Source organism: Streptomyces sporangiiformans (assembly GCF_005768555.2).
GTDB lineage: Bacteria > Actinomycetota > Actinomycetes > Streptomycetales > Streptomycetaceae > Streptomyces > Streptomyces sporangiiformans.
The window spans coordinates 24,998-45,249 of the sequence record NZ_VCHX02000170.1 but is presented as its reverse complement, the minus strand read 5'-3'; the positions used below and the strand labels follow the sequence as shown (position 1 = coordinate 45,249).

11 protein-coding genes and 1 pseudogene are annotated in these 20,252 nt (G+C 71.3%); 3 read left to right on the top strand and 9 right to left on the bottom strand.

Going from position 1 to position 20,252, the window contains the following annotated elements; all coding sequences use genetic code 11:
* The first annotated feature begins 85 nt into the window (after positions 1 to 85).
* Positions 86 to 370 carry a chorismate mutase gene (locus FGD71_RS29450; RefSeq protein WP_119103580.1) on the top strand — a complete coding sequence of 95 codons (285 nt, stop codon included), beginning with the start codon at positions 86 to 88 and terminating at the stop codon, positions 368 to 370.
* A 598-nt stretch (positions 371 to 968) separates the two neighbouring features.
* Here FGD71_RS29450 and FGD71_RS29445 read toward each other — a convergent pair.
* Positions 969 to 1,784 carry a hypothetical protein gene (locus FGD71_RS29445; protein WP_240436832.1) on the bottom strand — a complete coding sequence of 272 codons (816 nt, stop codon included), beginning with the start codon at positions 1,782 to 1,784 and terminating at the stop codon, positions 969 to 971.
* A 293-nt stretch (positions 1,785 to 2,077) separates the two neighbouring features.
* On the opposite strand from FGD71_RS29445, the gene FGD71_RS29440 reads away from it, so the two are divergent.
* On the top strand, positions 2,078 to 3,097 hold the full coding sequence (locus FGD71_RS29440) for an LAETG motif-containing sortase-dependent surface protein (protein WP_119103578.1): 1,020 nt from the start codon (positions 2,078 to 2,080) through the stop codon (positions 3,095 to 3,097).
* Between the two features lie 117 nt (positions 3,098 to 3,214).
* Here the strand turns inward: FGD71_RS29440 and FGD71_RS29435 are convergent, their stop codons facing one another.
* From FGD71_RS29435 to FGD71_RS29400, 8 genes and pseudogenes are all read right to left on the bottom strand, one after another.
* Positions 3,215 to 4,993 (bottom strand): GMC family oxidoreductase N-terminal domain-containing protein, encoded by a 1,779-nt coding sequence (locus FGD71_RS29435; RefSeq protein WP_119103577.1) that lies wholly within the window; start codon positions 4,991 to 4,993, stop codon positions 3,215 to 3,217.
* Positions 4,994 to 5,092: 99 nt separating this feature from the next.
* Entirely contained in the window at positions 5,093 to 6,718 is a 1,626-nt protein-coding gene (locus FGD71_RS29430; protein WP_119103576.1) for a succinic semialdehyde dehydrogenase, read from the bottom strand.
* Between the two features lie 114 nt (positions 6,719 to 6,832).
* Positions 6,833 to 8,275 (bottom strand): diacylglycerol/lipid kinase family protein, encoded by a 1,443-nt coding sequence (locus FGD71_RS29425; protein ID WP_240436831.1) that lies wholly within the window; start codon positions 8,273 to 8,275, stop codon positions 6,833 to 6,835.
* A complete protein-coding gene (locus tag FGD71_RS29420) occupies positions 8,272 to 9,963 on the bottom strand; it encodes a serine/threonine-protein kinase (RefSeq protein ID WP_119103575.1) in 1,692 nt (563 codons plus the stop codon). Before FGD71_RS29420 ends, FGD71_RS29425 begins: the two co-directional genes overlap by 4 nt.
* Before the next feature lie 137 nt (positions 9,964 to 10,100).
* Positions 10,101 to 11,399: pseudogene (locus FGD71_RS29415) on the bottom strand (serine/threonine-protein kinase); the annotation flags it as partial.
* Positions 11,400 to 11,514: 115 nt separating this feature from the next.
* Entirely contained in the window at positions 11,515 to 13,257 is a 1,743-nt protein-coding gene (locus FGD71_RS29410) for a serine/threonine-protein kinase (RefSeq protein WP_119103573.1), read from the bottom strand.
* 282 nt (positions 13,258 to 13,539) lie between these two features.
* The gene (locus FGD71_RS29405) at positions 13,540 to 16,284 is read right to left on the bottom strand and encodes a protein kinase (protein WP_119103572.1); all 2,745 of its coding nucleotides are present in this window, start codon (positions 16,282 to 16,284) and stop codon (positions 13,540 to 13,542) included.
* A 184-nt stretch (positions 16,285 to 16,468) separates the two neighbouring features.
* Complete coding sequence (locus FGD71_RS29400) at positions 16,469 to 18,673, bottom strand: serine/threonine-protein kinase (protein ID WP_119103571.1); 2,205 nt, start codon at positions 18,671 to 18,673, stop codon at positions 16,469 to 16,471.
* Positions 18,674 to 18,893: 220 nt separating this feature from the next.
* Between FGD71_RS29400 and FGD71_RS29395 the strand changes: the two genes are divergently transcribed.
* A complete protein-coding gene (locus FGD71_RS29395; protein WP_240436830.1) occupies positions 18,894 to 20,150 on the top strand; it encodes a serine hydrolase domain-containing protein in 1,257 nt (418 codons plus the stop codon).
* Positions 20,151 to 20,252 lie beyond the last annotated feature (102 nt).

Below are 20,252 nucleotides of genomic sequence, written 5' to 3'. Positions count from 1 at the left end.
GGCCGACAAGGCCCGGGGCGCCTGGCGTATCCGGACCTCGCCGCCCCGGGGCAGCCCTTCCGAAACCCGAAGAGGAGCCCCACCCATGGCTGACGTACTCGACAAGACCGGCGCCCGTACCGACGAGGCCGCCGATGTGATCACCGGCGCCCGTGAGCGCATCGACGCGCTCGACGACCGGATCATCGGTCTCGTACAGGAACGCATGGCCGTCTCGGCCGTGGTCCAGGACGCACGGATCGCCTCCGGCGGCCGACGGGTGAACCTCTCGCGCGAGATGGAGATCCTCGGCCACTACAGGGGGGCGCTGGGCAAGCCGGGCACGTCGCTGGCGATGACGCTGCTGGAGCTGTGCCGGGGCCGCATCTGAGTCCGGCGCACGCACGTACCCATGCCCCTCACTCGTACGGCGCGTGACCGCTCGCGACGGGCTTCGTTGGTCCCGATGTCCGTGCCAGCCAGGGGCGGCCCTGAAGAACCACGCGTGGCTCCGCTGGAGCGAGATGAGGCGTGCGGACGTGCGCCGTGGGACCTCGCTCCGGCAGAAGTGACCGGACGGCAGGGGACAGCAGCCCGGTCACGCAAAAGAAGGTCGGCTCCGGGGACGCCCGGAGCCGACCTGCGGAAACTGTGCAAGGGCGGTCGAAACGGTTGCGGAGGCCGCGGCCCATCAAGCACGATGCGTAGAGCAGCCAAATCGAACAGCACCCGGTCCCGAACACAGACATCCGCATTGCATCGTCTCACTGCCAATGGTCTACACCACGCACGCTCCCCACGTGCGCCGGGGCGGAGACCAGCGGGCGTCTGAACCATCCGCACATGGGAACCACCGCACCACCGGGACCACTGAAGCCAGCGGCGCTACCCCCCGGCGCCGCTCCCCGGCACCGACGCTGCCCTGACGTCGGTGCTGACCACGAAGGGCCCCGCGGATCCGTCCCGCGGGGCCCTTCGCTCACCTGGACTCACCGCTTCTCCAGTTCCTCCAGTTTCTCCATCTGCGCTTCGATGATCGCGGACGGGATCTTGACCTTGTCCGGGTCCGACACGGCCATCGTGCTGAAGGACACCACGGTCGTCCCGCTCCGTACGACGGTGAAGGCCGCCGGCGCCTTCAGCCCCTCGATCGACGTCATCAGCCGGTACGCGACGGCGTCGTCGCCGAGGTCCGGGTCGGCCAGCGACTTGACCCCGGTGTACTGGTAGTCGGTGTGCTTGTACGCGGTGCACTTCTTCGCCGCCGTACGCAGCTCGGAGAGCACCTTGTCGGCATCGCCCTTCGCATACGACAGCAGCGCGAGCGAGGTCGTCGAGGCGTCTTGCGCGTCGTCCGCGGCGAACGTGCTGCCGACGGACGCCTCCGAGGCCGGGTTCGTCGTATAGAGGAACATGTCCGCTATCGACTGGCACGCGGCCGGGCTCGCGGGAACGGAGTCCTTCACGATGTCCGCCGCGGGCATCTCCGCGACCTGGAAGCCCTTGACGTCACCCGTCGCGAGTGCGGCCTTCTTCAACTGAGCCTTGGTCAGGGGCTCATCCTGATCCCGCCCCTGATCCCGCTCCTGCTCCGGATCCCGCTCCGGGTTCTGCGCGGTCTCCTCCGTGGACTCCCCAGTGGGTTCCTCCGCGGGCTCCTTCGCGTCGTCGGCCGCCCGCGTGGCCCCCTTCGACGGCTTCTTCTCGGCGTCGCTGTCATCCTCGCCACCCCCGCCACCAGCCCCGCCGCCTCCCCCGCACGCGACGGTGAATCCCAGGGCGACCACGGCCGATGCGACCGCCATGATCCGCGACATCCTTGCCTTCACGTTCCCACCTTCGTGACCTTCGTTTTCCACGAGCCGTACCCGGCCGTCCGGACCAGATGCGTCAAAGCCTGCCCGGTCGGGCGCGCGCCGCTCGACGCTCTCGATGTGACGCACGGCACATGAGGATTCTGTGAACGCGCCTACAACCATTCACCACCGCCCCGTGTCTCACTTGCGGAACCCACGGCCACACCCGCGGCCCCCACACGCGGCGGTCTCCACTAACTCGTACCGCCACGCCGCGGTACGCCGGACTTTCTGAGGTCTTGATGAAGCTTCGCCGTGCCATGGCCGCAGCGGCCGCGACGGCCGTCATAGCACCACTCGCACTGCTTTCGGCTCCGGCCGCTTTCGCGACGGACCCGACTCCGACCGATTCCGCGACCGCGACGCCCTCCGACGAGGCCACGGCGTCCGCATCCGCGACGGAGAGCACGACGTCCGCCCCGACGACGGCTGCCCCCACCAGCGAGATCCCCTCGTCCACGGCGTCCCCGTCCGCGTCCGCATCCGCGACCGAGAGCGCGACCGGTTCGCCCACGGCCAGCACGACGCCCGAGCCGAGCGAGGACCCGGGCTCCCCGGACGTCCCGTTCTGCGAGGACCTGGACGAGAACTTCGGCGACGCCAAGGTCTCCGCGGACATCAAGGGTCTGCCCGGCAAGATCGTCGCGGGCGACGGCTTCCACTCCTTCAAGCTGGTCGTGACCAACGACTCGAAGGCCGACATCACCGGCGTCGCCTTCTACGCCGAGATCGAGAACTACGAGCTCGACGAGGCGAAGTTCCTGAGCCCGTACGTCAACCTGCAGTTCAAGAACCCCGAGTCGGGCAAGTGGGAGCGCATCGGCGACGAGGCCTGGGCCGGTGACTACTTCTTCTTCGTCGAGAAGCTGAAGGCGAAGGCCAGCGAGAAGGTCGACCTGCGCGTCAGCATCGACGCCAAGGCCCCCGCCGGCGACGCCTACTCCTTCGGCTCGGGCGCCTACCTGGACAACATCAAGGGCCAGGACTGCATCGCCGAGGGCTGGGCCCAGTACGACTTCGAGGTCCTGAAGGCCGGCTCCACGAACCCGAACCCGGGCGAGGCCGAGCCGAGCGACAAGGGCACCAAGGACTCCGTGAAGAAGCCGCAGGGCAGCGTCTCCGACCTGCCGACGGGCAACCTCGCCGAGACCGGCTCCAGCTCCGCCCTGCCGATGGTCGGCCTCGTCGGCGGTGTCGCCCTCGTCGCCGGTGCGGGCGCCGTGTTCGCCGTGCGCCGCCGCAAGGCCGGCAGCGACGCGTAAGGCTCGCTGCTGACGCGTAAGGCGTAACGCTTTTGAAGGACCTGCGCTCGGAGGGGGGCGCAGGTCCTTCGTCTTTCCCGGAGTTCGGGTGGCGCGGCTGCGGGTAACGTGCCGGAGCTACTTCTTCGGCGGCACCGCCGGCATCCCCAGGAACGGCAGCTTCAGCGCGCCGAAGGCGTCCGCGGGGACGGCGGGTGACCGGGGCTCGACCGGCTTCAGTCGCTCGTACGCGGCCCCCGGCGCCGGACGCGGGTCCGCCTCGCCCTTGTTGGGCCAGTACGACATGGCGCGCTCGGCCTGGGCGGTGATGGTCAGGGACGGGTTGACGCCCAGGTTCGCGGAGACCGCGGCGCCGTCGACGACCGAGATGCCCGGATGCCCGAACAGCCGGTGGTACGGGTCGATGACGCCCTCGTCGGAGGACGCGCCGATCGGGCAGCCGCCCAGGAAGTGTGCCGTCAGCGGCGTGCCCATCAGTTCGCCCACGTTGCTGCCCGCGAAGCCGTTGATCTCCGCGGCGATCGCCGAAGCGGTCTCCGAAGCCGCCCTGATCTGCTTGGGGTTGGGCGCGCCGTGCCCCTGCCGGGCTGTCAGCAGGCCTTTGCCGGCGCCCTTCGGCTTCAGATACGTCGTCAGGGAGTTGTCAAGCGACTGCATGACGAGGCCGATGATGGTGCGCTCCGACCAGCGGCGGTTGGAGAGGGAGCGGCCCACCAGCAGCGGGTGCCGTGCCGCATGGGCCAGCCAGCCGAGGACCCTCGACGACCGCTCCGCGTACGGGACCTGGACGATGGACAGGCCGCCCATCGAGTTCGAGCCCCTGCCGTATCGGACCGGCTCGACATGGGTGTTCTCGTCGGGGTGGATCGAGGACGTGATCGCGACCCCGCGGGTGAAGTCGACCTTCGCCTCACCGGTGGCCTTGCGATAGCGCCGGTTGTCGGTCTGCGCGCCGACCAGGGCCTCGGAGTTGGTGCGGGTCAGCTCGCCCAGCCTGCCGGAGACGTACGGCAGTTGGCCGCCCGCCTTCATGCGGTGCAGCAGGGTCTGCGTGCCGTAGGTACCGGCCGCGAGGACGACCCGGCGGGCCTTGAAGATCCGCCCCTCACCCTTGCGCTTCTTGTCGGTCGGGAGGGTGGCGACGGCGTACCCGCCCTGCGAGTCGTCCGTGAGCGAGACGACCGTCGTCATCGGATGGACCACCGCGCCCGCCTTCTCGGCGAGGTACAGGTAGTTCTCGACGAGGGAGTTCTTCGCGCCGTGCCGGCAGCCGGTCATGCACTCGCCGCACTCGGTGCAGGCCTTGCGGGCCGGGCCGGCGCCGCCGAAGTACGGGTCGGCGACCTGCTGTCCGGGACCGGCCTTCGCGGTGCCGTCGGCGTCTTCGCCGTCACCGAAGAAGACTCCGACCGGCGCCAGGTGGAACGTGTCGCCCACGCCCATCCGTTCGGCGGCCGCCTTGAGGTGGACGTCGGACGGCGTCATCGTGGGGTTGAGCCGTACGCCGAGCATCCGCCGCGCCTGGTCGTAGTACGGCTTCAGCTCCTCCTGCCAGTCGGTGATGTCCTTCCACTGCGGGTCCTCGAAGAAGGGCTTCGGCGGCACGTAGAGGGTGTTGGCGTAGATGAGCGAACCGCCCCCGACACCCGCGCCCGCCAGCACCATGACGTTGCCCAGGAGATGGATGCGCTGGATGCCGTACATGCCGAGTCTCGGCGCCCACAAGTAGTTCTTGAGGTCCCAGGAGTTCTTCGGGAGGCTCTCGTGGGTGAAGCGACGGCCCGCTTCCAGGACGCCGACCTTGTAGCCCTTCTCCGTGAGGCGCAGGGCGGTCACCGAGCCGCCGAAGCCCGATCCGACGACGATGACGTCGTAGTCGTAAGCGTCCTGTGGCACCTGCTGTCTCCCCTTTGAGTGTGCGGTGCGGGCCGTCTGTGGCCGGTCGCGTCCACGCGACGGAGCCGCATATGTCACGGCCCCGCGCCCCTGAGTCGGCTAACGGAACCGGAATGCCTTCATGAGCCGGAGACTGCGGCTCATGAACTGCGCGTACTTCTCGTCGTCCATGCCGAGCGACGGCGCCATCGGCAGCAGCCGCTGCTGGGCGACGGTCTGCGCCTCGGTGTACTTGAGGATGCCCTCGGAGCCGTGGCGCCGGCCGAGGCCGGAGTCCTTCATGCCGCCCATCGGCGACTGGACGCTGCCGTACGCGGGCGCGTAGCCCTCGTTGATGTTGACCGTTCCGGTACGCAGCCGGGCGGCGACCTTGGCGCCGCGGCGGCCGTCCTTCGTCCAGACCGACGCGTTGAGGCCGTACGGCGTGGAGTTGGCGAGCTCCACCGCCTCGTCCTCATCCTTGAAGCGGTAGAGGGAGACGACGGGGCCGAAGGTCTCCTCGTTGCAGACGGCCATCGGCGCCTCGACGCCGTCGAGGATGGTGGGCTCGAAGAAGTACGGGCCGATGTCCGGGCGCGCGACGCCGCCCGCGACCAGGGTCGCCCCCTTGGCGACGGCCTCCTCTACGTGCCGGGTCACCGTCTCCAGCTGGCGCTCGCCGACCAGCGAGCCCATCTCCGCGCCGTAGGCGAGGGACTTGCCCAGCCGCATCGCCTTGGTGCGCGTCGCGAAACGCTCCACGAAGGCGTCGGCGACCGACTCGTGGACGTACAACCGCTCGATGGAGATGCACAGTTGACCGGCGGACGAGAAGCAGGCGCGGACCGCGCCGGCCGCCGCCTTGTCGAGGTCGGCGTCCTCCAGCACGAGCATGGCGTTCTTGCCGCCGAGTTCGAGGGAGACGCCGACCAGGCGGGCCGCCGCGCTCTGGGCGACCTCGCGGCCCGTACGGGTGGAGCCGGTGAAGGAGACGTAGTCGGCGTGCTTGACGACCTCCGGGCCGACGACCGGGCCCTCGCCGAGGACGACCTGGAAGACGTCGGCGGGCAGGCCCGCCTCGATGAGCAGGTCACGGGCCCAGAGGGCGGTGAGGCAGGTCTCGGTGTCGGGCTTCATGACGACGGCGTTGCCCGCGACGAAGGCGGGGAGCGCGTCGCCGACGGAGAGTTCCAGCGGGTAGTTCCAGGGGGCTATCTGGCCGACGACACCGCGTGGATGACGCAGTTCGGTGACCTTGGTGAGCGTCGGGACGGCGCCCGTGTGCCGCTTCGGGCGGAGGTACGAGGGGGCCTTGCGGCCGTAGTGCCGGGCCGCCACCGCGACGGCCTGGACCTCCTCGTGCGCGTGCAGGCGGGCCTTGCCCGTCTCCAGCTGGATCAGGTCCAGTACCTCGGCCTGGCGGGCGAGCACCAGGTCATGGAAGCGCAGGAGGACGGCGGCGCGCTGCCGTACGGGGGTCTGTGCCCAGACGTACTGGGCGGCGCGGGCCCGCTCGTAGGCCTGCTCGACGTCTTCCGGAGTGGACTCGGGCAGGTCGGCCAGCTTCTCGCCGGTGAAGGGCGTGTGGTTGGCGGTGCGACCCGAACCGGCCACGCCACGCGTGAGCTGGGCGATCAGCTCCGGTGTGACCACGTCGGCGGCCGTGCGGGCGCCTTCGGGGGCGGGGGCGAGGGGGTTCGTGCCGGTCTTTTCCGGGGTCTGCTCCGGGGCCTGCGAGTCCGTCATGAGGCGCAGGGTATGCCGGGACGAGGCGTTTGGGTACCCGCCGGTAACAGCTTTCACGGACTGCACACACCGCGCCAGCGATCGCTGGCAACGAACGTCCTGATCAGGGCGTTGTCAGAGACGGGTCCCGCCCCTGGGGAAGGTCCGGTTCTTGGGAAGGGCCGTACGTCCCACCGCCGCCGCGAGCTTGCGCAGTCGGCGCCAGTCCAGGGGCGGCTTGGTCTCCGGAACGCCGGGGCGGTTGTGCGGGACGCGCACACGCAGGGCCCCTGGCTCGATACGGCAGCGTACCGGCGTGGGGAGGACGAGGGCCTCGCCGTCGACACCGACCTCGACCTCGGGGCGGTCGGCGTCGACGACCACCTCGCGGGCCGTGAGCACCGTGAGTCCGGTGGCATGCCGCCCCAGCAGCAGCCCGGCGGCCTCGGCGGCGCTCCCGACCTTGACGCCGAGAACCCCCAGCACTCCGGACCCCAGCCGCTCGCGGTAGCCGAGCCCCGCCGGATCGTCCATGCGATAGGGGTTGTTGCTCACGAGCAGGGCTTGGGGCGCGTCGATGACGGCGTCCCCGGCATCCGGGGCCTTGCCGGCATCCGCGACCTTGCCGGCATCCATGGGCTCACCGGTCTCTGCGATCCGGGCGGTCAGCCGCGGCCCGCGCTGATGCGTGAGCAGTTCGGGCAGCAGCTCCAGCGTCGTACGCACCTTGTCGTTGCGGTACGCGGGGCTCTGCACGACCGCCGCGTACGCCCCGAACGAGGCGTTGTTGACGAAGGGATACGTGTCGGCGAAGCCGAGGTCTACGCGGAGTTCGACCCCGTCGTCGGTGAGCGCGTCGAGGCAGGCGGCCGGGTCGTCCCGGTCGAGCCCGAGGTCCATGGCGAAGTGGTTCCGGGTCCCGGCGGAGACGACGAGGAACGGAATCCCGTGCTCCGCGGCGACGGCGGCGACGAGGGCCTGCGTACCGTCCCCGCCGGCGACGCCCAGCAGATCGGCCCCGTCCGCGACGGCCCGCCGGGCGAGCGCGGCCACGTCCTCGTGCCGCTCGGGGTCGAGGAGCCGGACGTGCGCCCCGAGCTTCTCGGCCTTCTCCTTCAAGGCGAACCGCTCGACCTTCCCGCCCCCGGACCGCGGATTCATGATGAGAAAGGCTCTGGCAGGGGCGGGAGTCCGATACTCGGTCACGCTCACGACATGCGACTTGGTACTGCTGAGCGCGTACTTCCCGGCCCAGACGGCGAAGCCCCACAACGCCAGGGACACGACGGGGACCCACAGCAACTGCGCGGCGGCGAAGAACCCCACGACGGTGGCAGGCGTCACCAGTGCCAGCGCCCCGGCCGCGACCCGGGCCGGCCCCCGATGGGTCAGCACCCACCAGAGGGCGGCCACGGTCAGCCCGGTACCGAGCACCCCGAGCGCGATGAGCAGCAGGCTCCCGGCCCCGGCGTACCCGAGTGGCAGCATCACGGCCAGCGCGGCGGCCACCAGGGCGCTCCGCGCCGCCCACCGCTGCCGGGCATGCGCCCGACCGTCAAAATCCAGTTCGGGGTTCACGGCTTGTCGATGTCCAGGTTGGCGATCGCCGTCTTCGCCACCTCGCGGCCACGTTCGGTGAAGTCGCCCTTGCCCGGGTAGTCGATCCAGAGCTTGTAGAGGTCGCCCGACTTGGTCTTGTAGTAGAAGATCCGGGCCTCGCGCGGCCGGGGCGTGTCCGCGTCGGTCTGGTCGTCGACGTAGGTGATGACGTTCTCCGCCGCCTCGCCACCCTCGTACGAGGTCTCGGTGGTGTCGGCCTTGGGCGCGGGTGACTCCGCCATGTTGGAGAAGGAGCTGTCGTCCGTCTTCTCCATGGCGTCGGCGTCCTGGTAGGCCTCGGAACTGGCCGTGCCCGCGATCTCGTTGAGGGTGTCCTCGGACTTCTTGTACAGGGTCAGGGCGATCGAGACGGAGTAGCTCGGGTCGGTGTACGTGACCCAGTGCCCCTTGTCCGTGGAGCGATCCGGCTCGCCCCTCACGTACTCCGGCGGCGCCACGAGCGTCGCGGCGACGTCCTTCTCCTTGTGCCGTTTCCAGCCCTCCGGCAACGGCCCCGCGAACGGGTCCAAGATCACCAGGTACGCGGCCACGGCCGCCGCCACCATCGCCGCGCCGATCCCGATCCAGCCCCTGCGTCCGACGCGGACCGACCTGCCGCCGGGGCCCGCGATCCGGACGCGGTCTGCCACCTGGGTCGGCTCCGGGGCGGGCGGCTGCGCGGCCTCTTCCAGGAGCCGGCGCACCTGGGCGGCATTCGGGCGGCGTGCCGGGTCCTTGTCGAGGAGCGCGGTGATGGCGTCGGCGAGCGGGCCCTTGGCCGCGTTGGGGGCGGCCGGCGTGGCGTTGAGGACGGACTGGAGCGTCGCGGGCGTGTTGTTGCGGCGGAAGGGCGAGACGCCCTCCGTGGCCGTGTACAGCACGACACCGAGCGACCACAGGTCGGAGGCGGGACCGGGCCGCTGCCCCAACACCCGCTCCGGCGCGATGAATTCGGGCGACCCTACGAACCCGCCGGTGTCGGTCAAGTTCGTCTCGCCCTCGATCTGGGCGATGCCGAAGTCGGTGAGGACGACGCGACCGTGCGGACCGAGCAGGACGTTGTCGGGCTTGACGTCGCGGTGCAGGATGCCCGCCGCGTGCGCGGCCTCCAGCGCGCCGAGCACCTCGAGGCCGATTCTCGCCGCTTCGCGCGCCCCGATCGTGCCCTCTTGCAGCGCGGCGCCCAGTGAACGCCCCTGCACCAGTTCCATCACGATCCAGGGCTGGCCTTCGACCACCGCGACATCGTGGACATTCACCACCGCCGGGTGGGCGAGCCGGGCCGCGGCGCGCGCCTCGCGACGCATCCGCTCGAAGACGTTGGCGCGTTCGCGTTCGGGAAGGTGGTCCGGTACGCGGGGCTCCTTGACGGCGACCTCACGGTCCACGGTCTCGTCCTTCGCCCGCCATACCGTGCCCATGCCGCCGTGGCCGAGTTTGGACAGCAGTCGATAGCGGGCGGCGATCAGGCGCCCGGCGCCGGGGTCCTGCGGCACCTGCTGCTCGGGGACCACCTGGGTGGGCGCCGCGTACGGGTTACCGGGATACGGGACGCCGCCGGGTCCGGGCGCCCCGGGCTGCTGTCCGGGCACACCCGGCCGCGGCGGTTGCAGACCGTAACTCGTTGGCTCATCGGCCCCGTAGGAGGCTCCCCCGTTGCTGCTCATGGGTCCATGCCTATCGCGGCTACCACTGCGGGTTCCACCCCAGATGCTTTCCGGTCACCGATCCGTGACGCACGGGATCACTTATGCGCCTTTTGCATAGGCGTGCGTCAAGAAGTCGGACGACCCGTCGCCGTGGGGCCCGTGGGCGCGGCGGGGCCGGTCGGCGCGGAGGGCGCGGTGGAGGCGCTCCGCGTGGGCGAGGCGGAGGGCGGTGAACGCGTGACGGTCACGGTGGGCGCGGGGCGTCCGGTGGGGCTGGTGGGGGGACTTGTACGGCCCGGACTCGTGCGGGGCCCCTTGCCGGGATCCGTATCCGGCGCCGAACTCGTCGGCCGCCCAGGGGCCTTGCCGTCGCCGCCGTTCATCAGCAGCGCGGCCGCCGACACCCCGGCAGTCGCCATCGCGGCGACCAGCGCGGCCGCGATCAGCACGCGCCGGCTCGGCGGCTTCACCGGCTGCACGCCCGAGGGCACGGTCGAAGGCGCGGCCGACGGTGCGTCGAGCGGCGCGATCACCTGCTGCCGCCTGGGCACTTCCCCCTCTGTCGGCATATGGACCGGCGGCACCGTGGGCGTGTGACCCGTGTCGAGGTACGCCCGCAGCATCCGTTCCGCCTCCGCCGCGTCGAGGCGTCGGTCGGGATCGCGCTCCAGCAGTCCGAGGATGACGGGAAGGAGCGGCGCTGCCTGGGCCGGCGGACGGATCTCGTCGGAGACGACGGCGTGCAGAATGCCGCCCAGGGAGTCGCGGCGGAACGGCGATTCGCCGCTCAGGGCCGCGCACAGCAGCGCGCCGAGCGACCACAGGTCGGACTCGGGCCCGGTCCGGGCCCCGGACATCCGCTCGGGCGCGGTGTACTCGGGCGAGCCGACGAACGCCCCGGTCTCGGTGAGCGTCGTCGCACCGGAGACCTGAGCGATCCCGAAGTCGGTGAGGACGACCCGCCCCGCCTCGGAGACGAGGACGTTCGCGGGCTTCAGGTCGCGGTGCAAGACACCCGCGGAGTGCGCCCGATGCAGGGCGCTCAGCAGGGCTATGCCCATCCGGGCGGCTTCGGCGGCGTCCACGGGGCCGTCCGAGGAGATCCGGTCGGCGAGCGAGCCGCCCTCGACCAACTCCATGACCATGTACGGACGTTCGTCGTGCTCGACCACGTCGTGCACGATGATGATGTGCGGATGCCGGAGCTGCGCGATCGCCCGCGCCTCACGCAGAGTGCGCTCGCGCCGTAATCGGGACTCCTCCGCCGAGAGCCCGGCGTCGAGGAGGAGTTCCTTCACCGCGACCTGCCGGCCCAGCAGTTGGTCCATGGCACGCCATACGACGCCCATACCGCCCCGGCCGAGTCTGTCCTCCAGCCGGTAACGACCCGCGATGACGCGGACGTTCTCCCCCTCGGTGCCCTCCGTGCCCTCGGTCCCCATGCGCCCCATCATGCCGCACGCTTGAGCGGGGCTCCGGGGGCGGCGCAGGACAGTGGCCGAGGAGCGACGGTACGCAGGACACGCGGCGTGGGCCGTTGCGGGGGACGGCGCTCGGGCGGCCGCCCCGTCAGCCGGCCGTGTCCCCCTTGGGGCGCCAGCCCCGCAGGATGGCGTCGAACTGTTCGCGGGTGGTCTCCCAGTCCTCCGCGGGCCCGGAGACGTAGATCGCGTATTCGACGCCGTCGCGGCTGAGATACGTCTCCTCGATGGCCCGGCGCGGGCCGGGGAACGGCGTGTCCTTCGCCTGCGCGATCCAGGAGAAGTCCCACAGCGAGCCGGGGCGGTCGCGGTACACGTTGGCCTCCAGACTCACCCGTTTGTAGTCGCGCAGCCGCTGCAACTGCTGCTCCAGGTCGAGCTGGTGCTCGTAGGGGCTGTCGAAGTCCGGGGAGTCGTCCACGGCGATGCGGACGAAGTGCTCGCCGCCGTCGGGCGTGTAGTCGGTCTGGAATTCGTCCACCGCCTGCCGCTTCCAGCCTTCGGGCAGGACGAGGCTGAACCCCTTGGGGTCCTGGACACGGACCCAGTTCTCGGGCACGGCGCCCGTCTGGACCTCCCCGTTCTCCCCGTTCTCCTCCGACGAAGACGAGGACGAGGAAGAGGAGGAGGATCCGTCCGTCTGCCTCCAGTCGTCCGCGTACCGCATCGCCGCGGCACCGCCTCCGCCGACGAGCGCGGCCACGGCCACGACGAGGGCGATGGTGCGGCCGCGGCGGCGCTTGCCCGGGCCGGCGGGGCCGGCCGGCATCTGATGCCCGGATGCCGGCTGGGTGCCGGATATGTGCTGGTGACCCGACGTCGGCTGCTGTCCGGGCACAGACTGGTGACCCGGCATCGGCTGATGACCGGGCCAAGGCTGGTGGCCGGGCGCGGATTGGTAGCCGGGCATCGGCTGGTGCGGCGTGACGGCCGTCGGTTCGGACGCCGACGGCCAGCCATGGGTGTCCGAGTGCGACACGTGTTCCGTCGGCACATAGGCCTGAGCCGCGCTGGGTGTCCGTCCCTCCGCGGCCTCGGCGAGCATGTGCTCGGCCTCCTCCGCTCCGGGGCGGTCGGCGGGGTCCTTGCGCAGCAGGGCCGTGATCACGGGCGCGAGCGGGCCCGCGTGTTCCGCCTCGCCGGGCTCCTCGGTGACCACCGCCTGCATGGTGGTCAGCGGCGTGGTCCGCCGGAAGGGCGACTTCCCCTCGACCGCCGTGTAGAGCGTGGCACCGAGCGCCCACAGGTCGGACGAGGGGCCGGGGTCGTGGCCGCGTACGCGCTCGGGCGCCAGATAGTCGACCGAGCCGACGATCTCGCCGGTCCGGGTGATCGTCGTATCGCCCTCGACCTGGGCGATCCCGAAATCCGTGAGCAGGACGCGCCGGTCGTCGGAGAGAAGTACGTTGCCGGGCTTGATGTCGCGGTGCAGTACGCCGGCCGAGTGCGCGGCCCGCAGCGCACGCAGCACCCACAGGCCGATGCGCGCGGCTTCCTGGGGCTCGATGCGCCCCGACTCCTTGACCGCGTCGGCGAGCGAACGGCCCTCGACCAGCTCCATCACGATCCACGGCCGGCCGTCGTGCTCCAGCACGTCGTGCACCGTGACGACGGCCGAGTGGTTGATCCGGGCGGCCGCGCGCGCCTCCGCCCTGGTGCGGGCAAGCAGCACACCCTGGTCGCTCTCGGAGACGTACAGCGCGGCCGTCAGCTCCTTGATCGCGACGGCACGGTGCAGCACCTCGTCGTGTGCGCGCCACACCCTCCCCATGCCGCCGCTGCCGATGGCGTCGACGAGCCGGTAGCGCTCGGAGAGGAGCAGGCCCTGCATCTGATTCACGTTTCCCCGCAATGGTCTTGGCAGGGCTCAGATTAGGGACCGGCCTGCGCACAGGGAACCGGCGGGGCCCCCAGGAGACCGCACTGTGATGGTTGTCCCTTCCGCGCTCGGGAGGGAACCAAAGCGGGACCTGGGGGAGGCAGCCGTGTGAACTCCGGGGAACTGGGGTGAACCGCAGGAGAGTTGGCGGGAGCTGGGGAGGAGTGGGCGCGTACGGGGAGGAATGGGCCGGTACTGAGGAGGAGTGGGCGGGTTCTGCGGGGCGCTCCGCCGTCAGTCGGTGACCTGATAGGTGGCCGACGCCTGCTCGTACAGCCGTGTCACCTCGTCCCGCTCGGCTTCCGGCCCGCGCAACTGCACCACGTGGTAACGCCCGTCGACGATGATCGCGAGATTCCGTACGTAGATCTCGCGCCCCTCGGCGTCCTGCCAGGTGAACTGGCCCTCGGCCATGGTCCGTCCGCCCACGTCGATCCGCCGCATCCCGCTGGACGTGGCCCAGGTCGAGTCGCGGAACGGCTGGAGTTCGCGCTCATCCTCCCGCTGGTACGTCATCGGATCGCTGCCGTACTTGCGGGTGGTGTCGCGTCCGGGCACGACGAACAGCTCGAAGTTGCCGTGGGAGTAGACGACCTGGCCACGCCCGTTCTTCGGAGCCCGGTCCCAGCCGTTGGCGACGGCGACCCGGAAACCCTCGGCGTCCTTGCGCAGAGTGAAGCCCTGGGGCAGGTCGGGGCCGGTGGTCTGCGTGGTGGAACTGGACGACTGGGTCGGGCTGTTGCCCTTGCTCGGCGTCCCGCCCGGCTGCGGATCCTTGTCGGCGTTCCCGTCCGTGCCCTTGCCGGTGTCCGTGTCCGCGTCAGCGTCGGACGAGTGCCCGGGAGCCGGGACGGCGTCCCCGGCCGTACCGGTCCGCGCGCTGCTCGCGTCCGGATCGGACTTCGGCATGAAGACCATGGCGTACGCGACGGCCGCGGCCAGCGCCAGCAGGATCAGTAACAGCAGCGTGCGGCCGAGGCGACGGGGCTTGGGCTGCTTCCCCTGTTTGGCCCGCTTGTGGCGGCCGTGCGTGTCGGGCAGTCCGGCGCGGCGCTTGCGGACGAGCTCGCCCCGGCGGCGTACGACGGGCAGGCGCGTCGGGTCCATGGGCGGCGCCGCCACGACATGCGTTCCCGCCTCCGGCTCGGGCGCCGAGCGCACGAGGGAGCGCAGCCAGCCGCGCAGCTCCTCGAAGTCCAGCCGATCGGTGGGGTCCTGTCGCAGCAGCGACTCCACGACCGGCCGGAGCGGCCCGCACTCCTCCGCGAACGCGGGCGGCTCCGCGCACACGAGCTGCACGAGCTCGGCGGTGCTCTCCTCGGGGTAGGGCGCGTGGCCCTGAACCGCCCGGAAGAGGAGCGCGCCGAGCGCCCACAGGTCGGTCGCGGGCCCGATCGGCGCGGCCAACTGCCAGTTCTCGTGAACGGGCCCCGCCTGCTCGGGCGCCCACCTCTCGGTGACCGGGCCCACGACCGCCATACGGGCCTGGCGAGCACGCTCGGCGGCGAGCGCGGTGGTGGGGCCCCGGTGCGGGGCGCGGCTGGGGACGAGGTGGTCCCATTGGGTGGGGGGTGCCGTGGTGTGGCCGGGAGACGGGTTGGGGGCACCGCTCGTGACGGAGCCCGGCGCGAGGTCGGTTCCGTACGACGCCGAGCCGGTTCCGTACGGCGTGGAGCCGGTCCCGTAGGGCGCCGAGCCGGTCCCGTAGGGCGCCGAGCCGGTTCGGGCGGGCGCTGAGCCGGCGCCGTTGCTGTTGTTGCCTGCCGTGCCCGTTCCGTGTCCGGCGGCCGGGAGCGCGTGGTGTCCCTGGCCGTTGCCGTCGGCGACCGCCGGGGCGCCGCTGCGGGGTGCCGCGCCGTGCCAGGAGTTCGCCCGGCCCACTCCGTACGGGTCGGCGATCTGGCCCGGCGCCTGCGTGCCCTCCATGCCGTACCCGGAGGCCGGCCCGGCGCCGGTGTCGCTGCCCTCGGCCGGCCGTGGCCGCGGCGCGGGCAACGCCGCGTTCGGCCCTCCCTGTTGCTCCTCGTGCACGCGCGCCGCGGCCCGCGCACCGGCGCGATAGGCCGCGATGGCCCCGGCCCGCGCGGCCCTGACGTCGTTGCCGGAAGCCTCCAACGCCCGCCGCCCCGCGGCCGGGGGCTGCGTCACGGGCACCACGGGCGCCCCGGCCGCACCGCCTCCCGGCACCGCCTCGACGGCGCCCGATCCGGAACGCGCGCTTGAACTTGAGCTGGAACTGGAACCCGATCCGGAGCCGGAAGGTGAGGGCGAAGGGAAGGCGGAAGGGGAAGGGGAAGGGGAACGGGAAGGTGAGTTGGGGTCGGGGCTGGACACCGCCGGCTCCGCCTCACCGCCCGCACCCTCGGCAGCCGGCACCGGGTCGTACCCGCAGAGCGCCTCCTCGGCCGCCCCGGCCGCGAGCCCCGTCAGCATCACCCGTCCGTCGTCGCAGACGAGAACCGTACGGGCGGTGATGTTCCGGTGCACCCACCCATGGGCGTGCAGTACCCGCAACGCCGTCAGGACGTCGGCGGCGACCTCGGCGGCCCGGTACGGACTCAGCGGGCGCTCCGCGAGCAGCGCCGCCAGCGGCCGCGCGGCCACCAGCTCACTGACTATCCACAGCGACCCGCCCTCGGCGAACACGTCGAAGACCTGGTCGAGCCGTGGATGGTCGGGTATCTGGGCGGCTGCCTGCGCCGCCTCGATCGCCCGGCGCACGGCAGGCTCGGTGGGGCGCCGCGTGGTCCCCGCGGAGGCCCGCCGCACCCCGGCGTCCCGCGCCACGAACCCGTCGGGCAACCCGTCCGCGTCGAGCACCTCCGCCTCGACGATTTCGGGCAACGGCACCTGCCTGACCAGGACTTCCTGCCCGCTGTAGGTGTCGAAGGCCCGGGTCTCGGCGAGTTCGTACTCGTCCGTGGGCGGCAGCGGCAGGCGGTAGCGGTCGGCGAGTACCCGTCCCGCATATTCGTCCACGATGCCTCCCCCGGCCGGCCAGGTCGGTCAATTCCGCTCGTCACACGTCCCGTTGTGGCTGCCGATATGGCTGCGTACGGTCCGCAACCACTCACGATACGTGCCGGAGGCAACCCGGAGTGAGGGGATGCGAGATCTCAAGACTTCCGTTTCCCTCATATCCCTCAGGGCTTGGGTTTGAACGTCAGGACTTGGGTTGGAACGTCTTGGTCAGCGTCCGCCATGTGTCCCTGCGAAGGTCGCTGCGCCACTCCGAAGCCTTCGCGGTGTACATGAGCGCATGCCCGAGGTGGTCGTTGACGCGGAACCCACGGTCGATCGACCGGAACTTCGTCCCGCCCTCGACGTAAGTGAACTCCCAGTCGGCCGTGTTCCAGCCGCGGTAGCCCACCTTCTCGATGCGGATCCGCTCGTACTGCGCCCGCCGCATGAACCCCTCTTGCTTCGTCCAGTCCGCCACCGGGTCGCTCGGGGGCCTAGTCGTCCACGCGACCAGCAACTTCTGCCCGTCAGGACCGGTGAACCTGGCCCCGGCCACGTCCGTGGACTGGTACTTCCACCCCTTCGGCAGCCCGATCGAGAATCCTTGGCCCCCCTTGTACGTCGACACGGCGCCGTTGTCCGCACCGTCGCCGCTGTCGTCGTCCGACCCGCTCGACGCACTCGCGCTCGGCGTGCTCCCCGTGGACGCTCCCCCGGAGGCGGGGTCCGTCTTCTCGCTGCCGTCGGCGCCGGTGTCGCCGCTCTCGTCCTGCTTGGGGCCGCTGCCCGCGTCCGCCCCGCCGGACGCGGAACTCGTGGCACCGCTCTTGTTCCCCGACGCTCCGGGGTCTTCGTCGTCACCCCACGTGACCGCGAGGACCGTACCGAGCACGGCGAGCACCACGACCACCGCGGCGATCACCAACGCGCGCCTTGACACCACGTCGGTGAGCCGCGCGCCCGGGGGCGTGCGCGGCGGTGTACCGCCGCCCGTTCCTGAAGTACTTCTCGCCGCATCGGAGTTCAACCCGGCCGTGGTGCTGTCAGAAACTCCTGCGGATGCTCCGGCCTTCTTCCCTGCGGCCGTCTCCGCACCCGAAGCGGCCGTATCCGCGACCGCTGCCCCGGAGGCAGCCGTCCCGGAGGCAGCCGTCCCCGTGGAAACGGCACTCTCGGAAGCTCCCTCGCTCCGGGAAGCCGTGGCCGCACCCTCAGCAGAAGAGTCGGAGGAGCTGGAAGAGCCGGTGTCGGCAGGGGCGGAGGAACCGGAAGAGGCGGTCGGGCCGGACGAGCCGGTCTCGCCGGCTGAACCGGAACCACCGGATGTCTTTCCGCGGGCCCCGGCGACCGCTGTGGCCGCTCCCGCCGCCGCCTCGGCAGCGCCCTTCCGCACGGACCGGAACGCCCCGCGCAGCCGCTCCGCCGCCTCCTCACCCTTCTTGCTCGTTCTGCCGGCCTTGGCCTTCTTCGAAGGGGCATACGGAGCGTCCGGCGCCTCCGGCAACGGCACGACCTTCGTCGCTTCGGCCGGTTCCGGCTCGGTCTCCTTGGGCTCGGGGGCGTGGATCACCTCGCTGAGCATCGACCGCGCCGCCGCTTCGTCGAGCCGCTGGTCGGGGTCCTTGACGAGCAGCCCGTAGATGACCGGCTCCAACGGCCCGGCGTTCTTGGGCTGTTCCAGTGGCTCCGTCATCACCGCGGTGAGCGTCGTGATGGCGGACCCCTTGTCGTACGGGGGCACGCCCTCCACCGACGCGTACAGCAGTCCACCGAGCGACCACAGGTCGGCCGCGGGCCCCGGCTTGTGGCCTCGCGCCCGCTCGGGGGAGATGTAGGAGGGCGCGCCGACGAGCATGCCCGTCGACGTGATCGACGGGTCGCCCTCGACCTGCGCGATACCGAAGTCGGTGAGCACGACCCGGCCGTCTTCGGAGATGAGCACGTTCGACGGCTTCACATCACGGTGCAGAATGCCCTCGCGGTGCGCCGCACGCAGTACGTCGAGGACGGCGAGCCCGACCTCGGCCGCGCGCTTCGGTGTGAGCAGCCCGTCCTCACGGATCGCCTCGGCGAGCGACTTGCCCTCGATGAGCTCCATCACGATCCATGGCCGGTTGTCCTCGTCGACCACGTCGTAGACCGTCACCGCGCCGTGGTTACGGATCCGCGCGATCGCCTTGGCCTCACGCAGGGTGCGCGTGATCAGCCGCCGCTTCTCCTCCTCGTCGATGCTCGAGGGGAACCGCAGTTCCTTGACGGCGACCGTCCGGCCCAGCGTCTCGTCCTTGGCCCGCCACACGGTGCCCATGCCGCCGCGGCCGAGGACTTCTCCCAGCCGGTACCGCCCGGCGAGGAGACGTTCGCTCTTTCCCTGACGGGATGCCCCGCTCCGCTCCGCCTCCGACATGCGTCCCCTCATGCAACCCGCCCCGACAGAGCCTCCATTGTCCCTCACCCCGGGACCGGTCCTTGCCCCAGGGTGCTCCTCTCTCCGGAAGCGCCCCGCCCCGAACCGTCCCGCCCCTCGGGACCGCCCGTCAACCGGAACGAGCCGTACCGCATGATGGGCCGTAACAGGAAGGACCGTGATGCCGCCAACCAGGACACTACTGGTCATTCCTGTATCCGTGACCCTCCTCGGCCTGGTGCCGACCGCCTCATCGGCCCCCACTCCCCCGGCCTCGGACACCGCCCTCGCACAACTCGTCACCCGGGGCAGAGCTCCGGCCGCCGCTCTGATGGCCCGCGAGGAAACCGGCACCCACTTCGCCCATATGGAAGCCCCCCTTTCAGCGGACAGCACTTCCAGCGGCAGCAGCACCGGCACCGGCACCAACGGCCGCACCACTGACGGCACCTCGAACCGCACTCCGAACGGCACCGCGGCCGACACGCCGGCCCCCACCACGGACGGCCCCCAGGGCCGCACCACGAGCCGCACACCCACTAGCACTACGAGCCGCACCCCGAACCGAGCCGCAGCCGGCCCCGAGACCGGCCGCCCCGCGGACCACCCCGAGCCCCGGACCGGCGCCGCCATCCACGCCGCCGACCATTTCCGCGCCGGCAGCATCACCAAGACCTTCATCGCGACGCTCGTCCTGCAACTGGCCGCCGAACACCGCCTGTCCCTGTCGGACTCGGTGGACGCTCACCTGCCGGGCCTGGTGCGCGGCGCGGGCAACGACGGTCGCGCCGTGACCCTGCGCGCCCTGCTCACGCACACCAGCGGCATAGCCGACTTCACCACCATCACCAAGGGCACCGTCTCCCTGACGCCCCTTCAGGCCGTACGCATCGCGCTCACCCACCCTCCGGCCGACCGCGGCCGCTTCGCCTACTCCAACACCAACTACGTTTTGCTCGGCATGGTCGTCGAGCAGGTCACCGGTCGCTCGTACGCCGCCGAGGCCGAGCGGCGCATAGTCACCCCTCTGCATCTGATAGGCACCTCCTTCCCGGGCAGCCGTCGCTCGCTGCCCGACCCGCACGGCCGCGCGTACGCCACCGACGGTTCCGACGTGACCGAACTGGACCCCCGCGTGGCCGGCGCGGCGGGCGAGCTGGTCACCACGCTCGCCGACCTGAACCGCTTCTACGCGGCCCTGCTCCGCGGCGACCTGCTGCCGCCACGTCAACTGCGCGAGATGCTCGACACCCGCACCGCACATGGCTCGTACGGCATGGGCCTCTACCCCGTGAAGCTCCCGTGCGGCACGACGGTGTGGGGCCACGACGGCCGCATATCCGGCAGCTACGTCCGGACCGCAGCCACCCGCGACGGCCGTCGCGTCGTCACCTTCCGCGTGAACACGGACGAGATAGCAGACCCCCGCCTCGAACCCGCCCTGCTCGCCGCCGAGTTCTGCCCTCTCACCTCTTAGAACGAGCCGGTTCCGAGCAGAGATCCCAGCTCACGACACCCGTTCGAGTGACGATTCGAGGGACGCTTCGAGGGACGCCCGTCCCCCCGCGGCGCCCCGGAG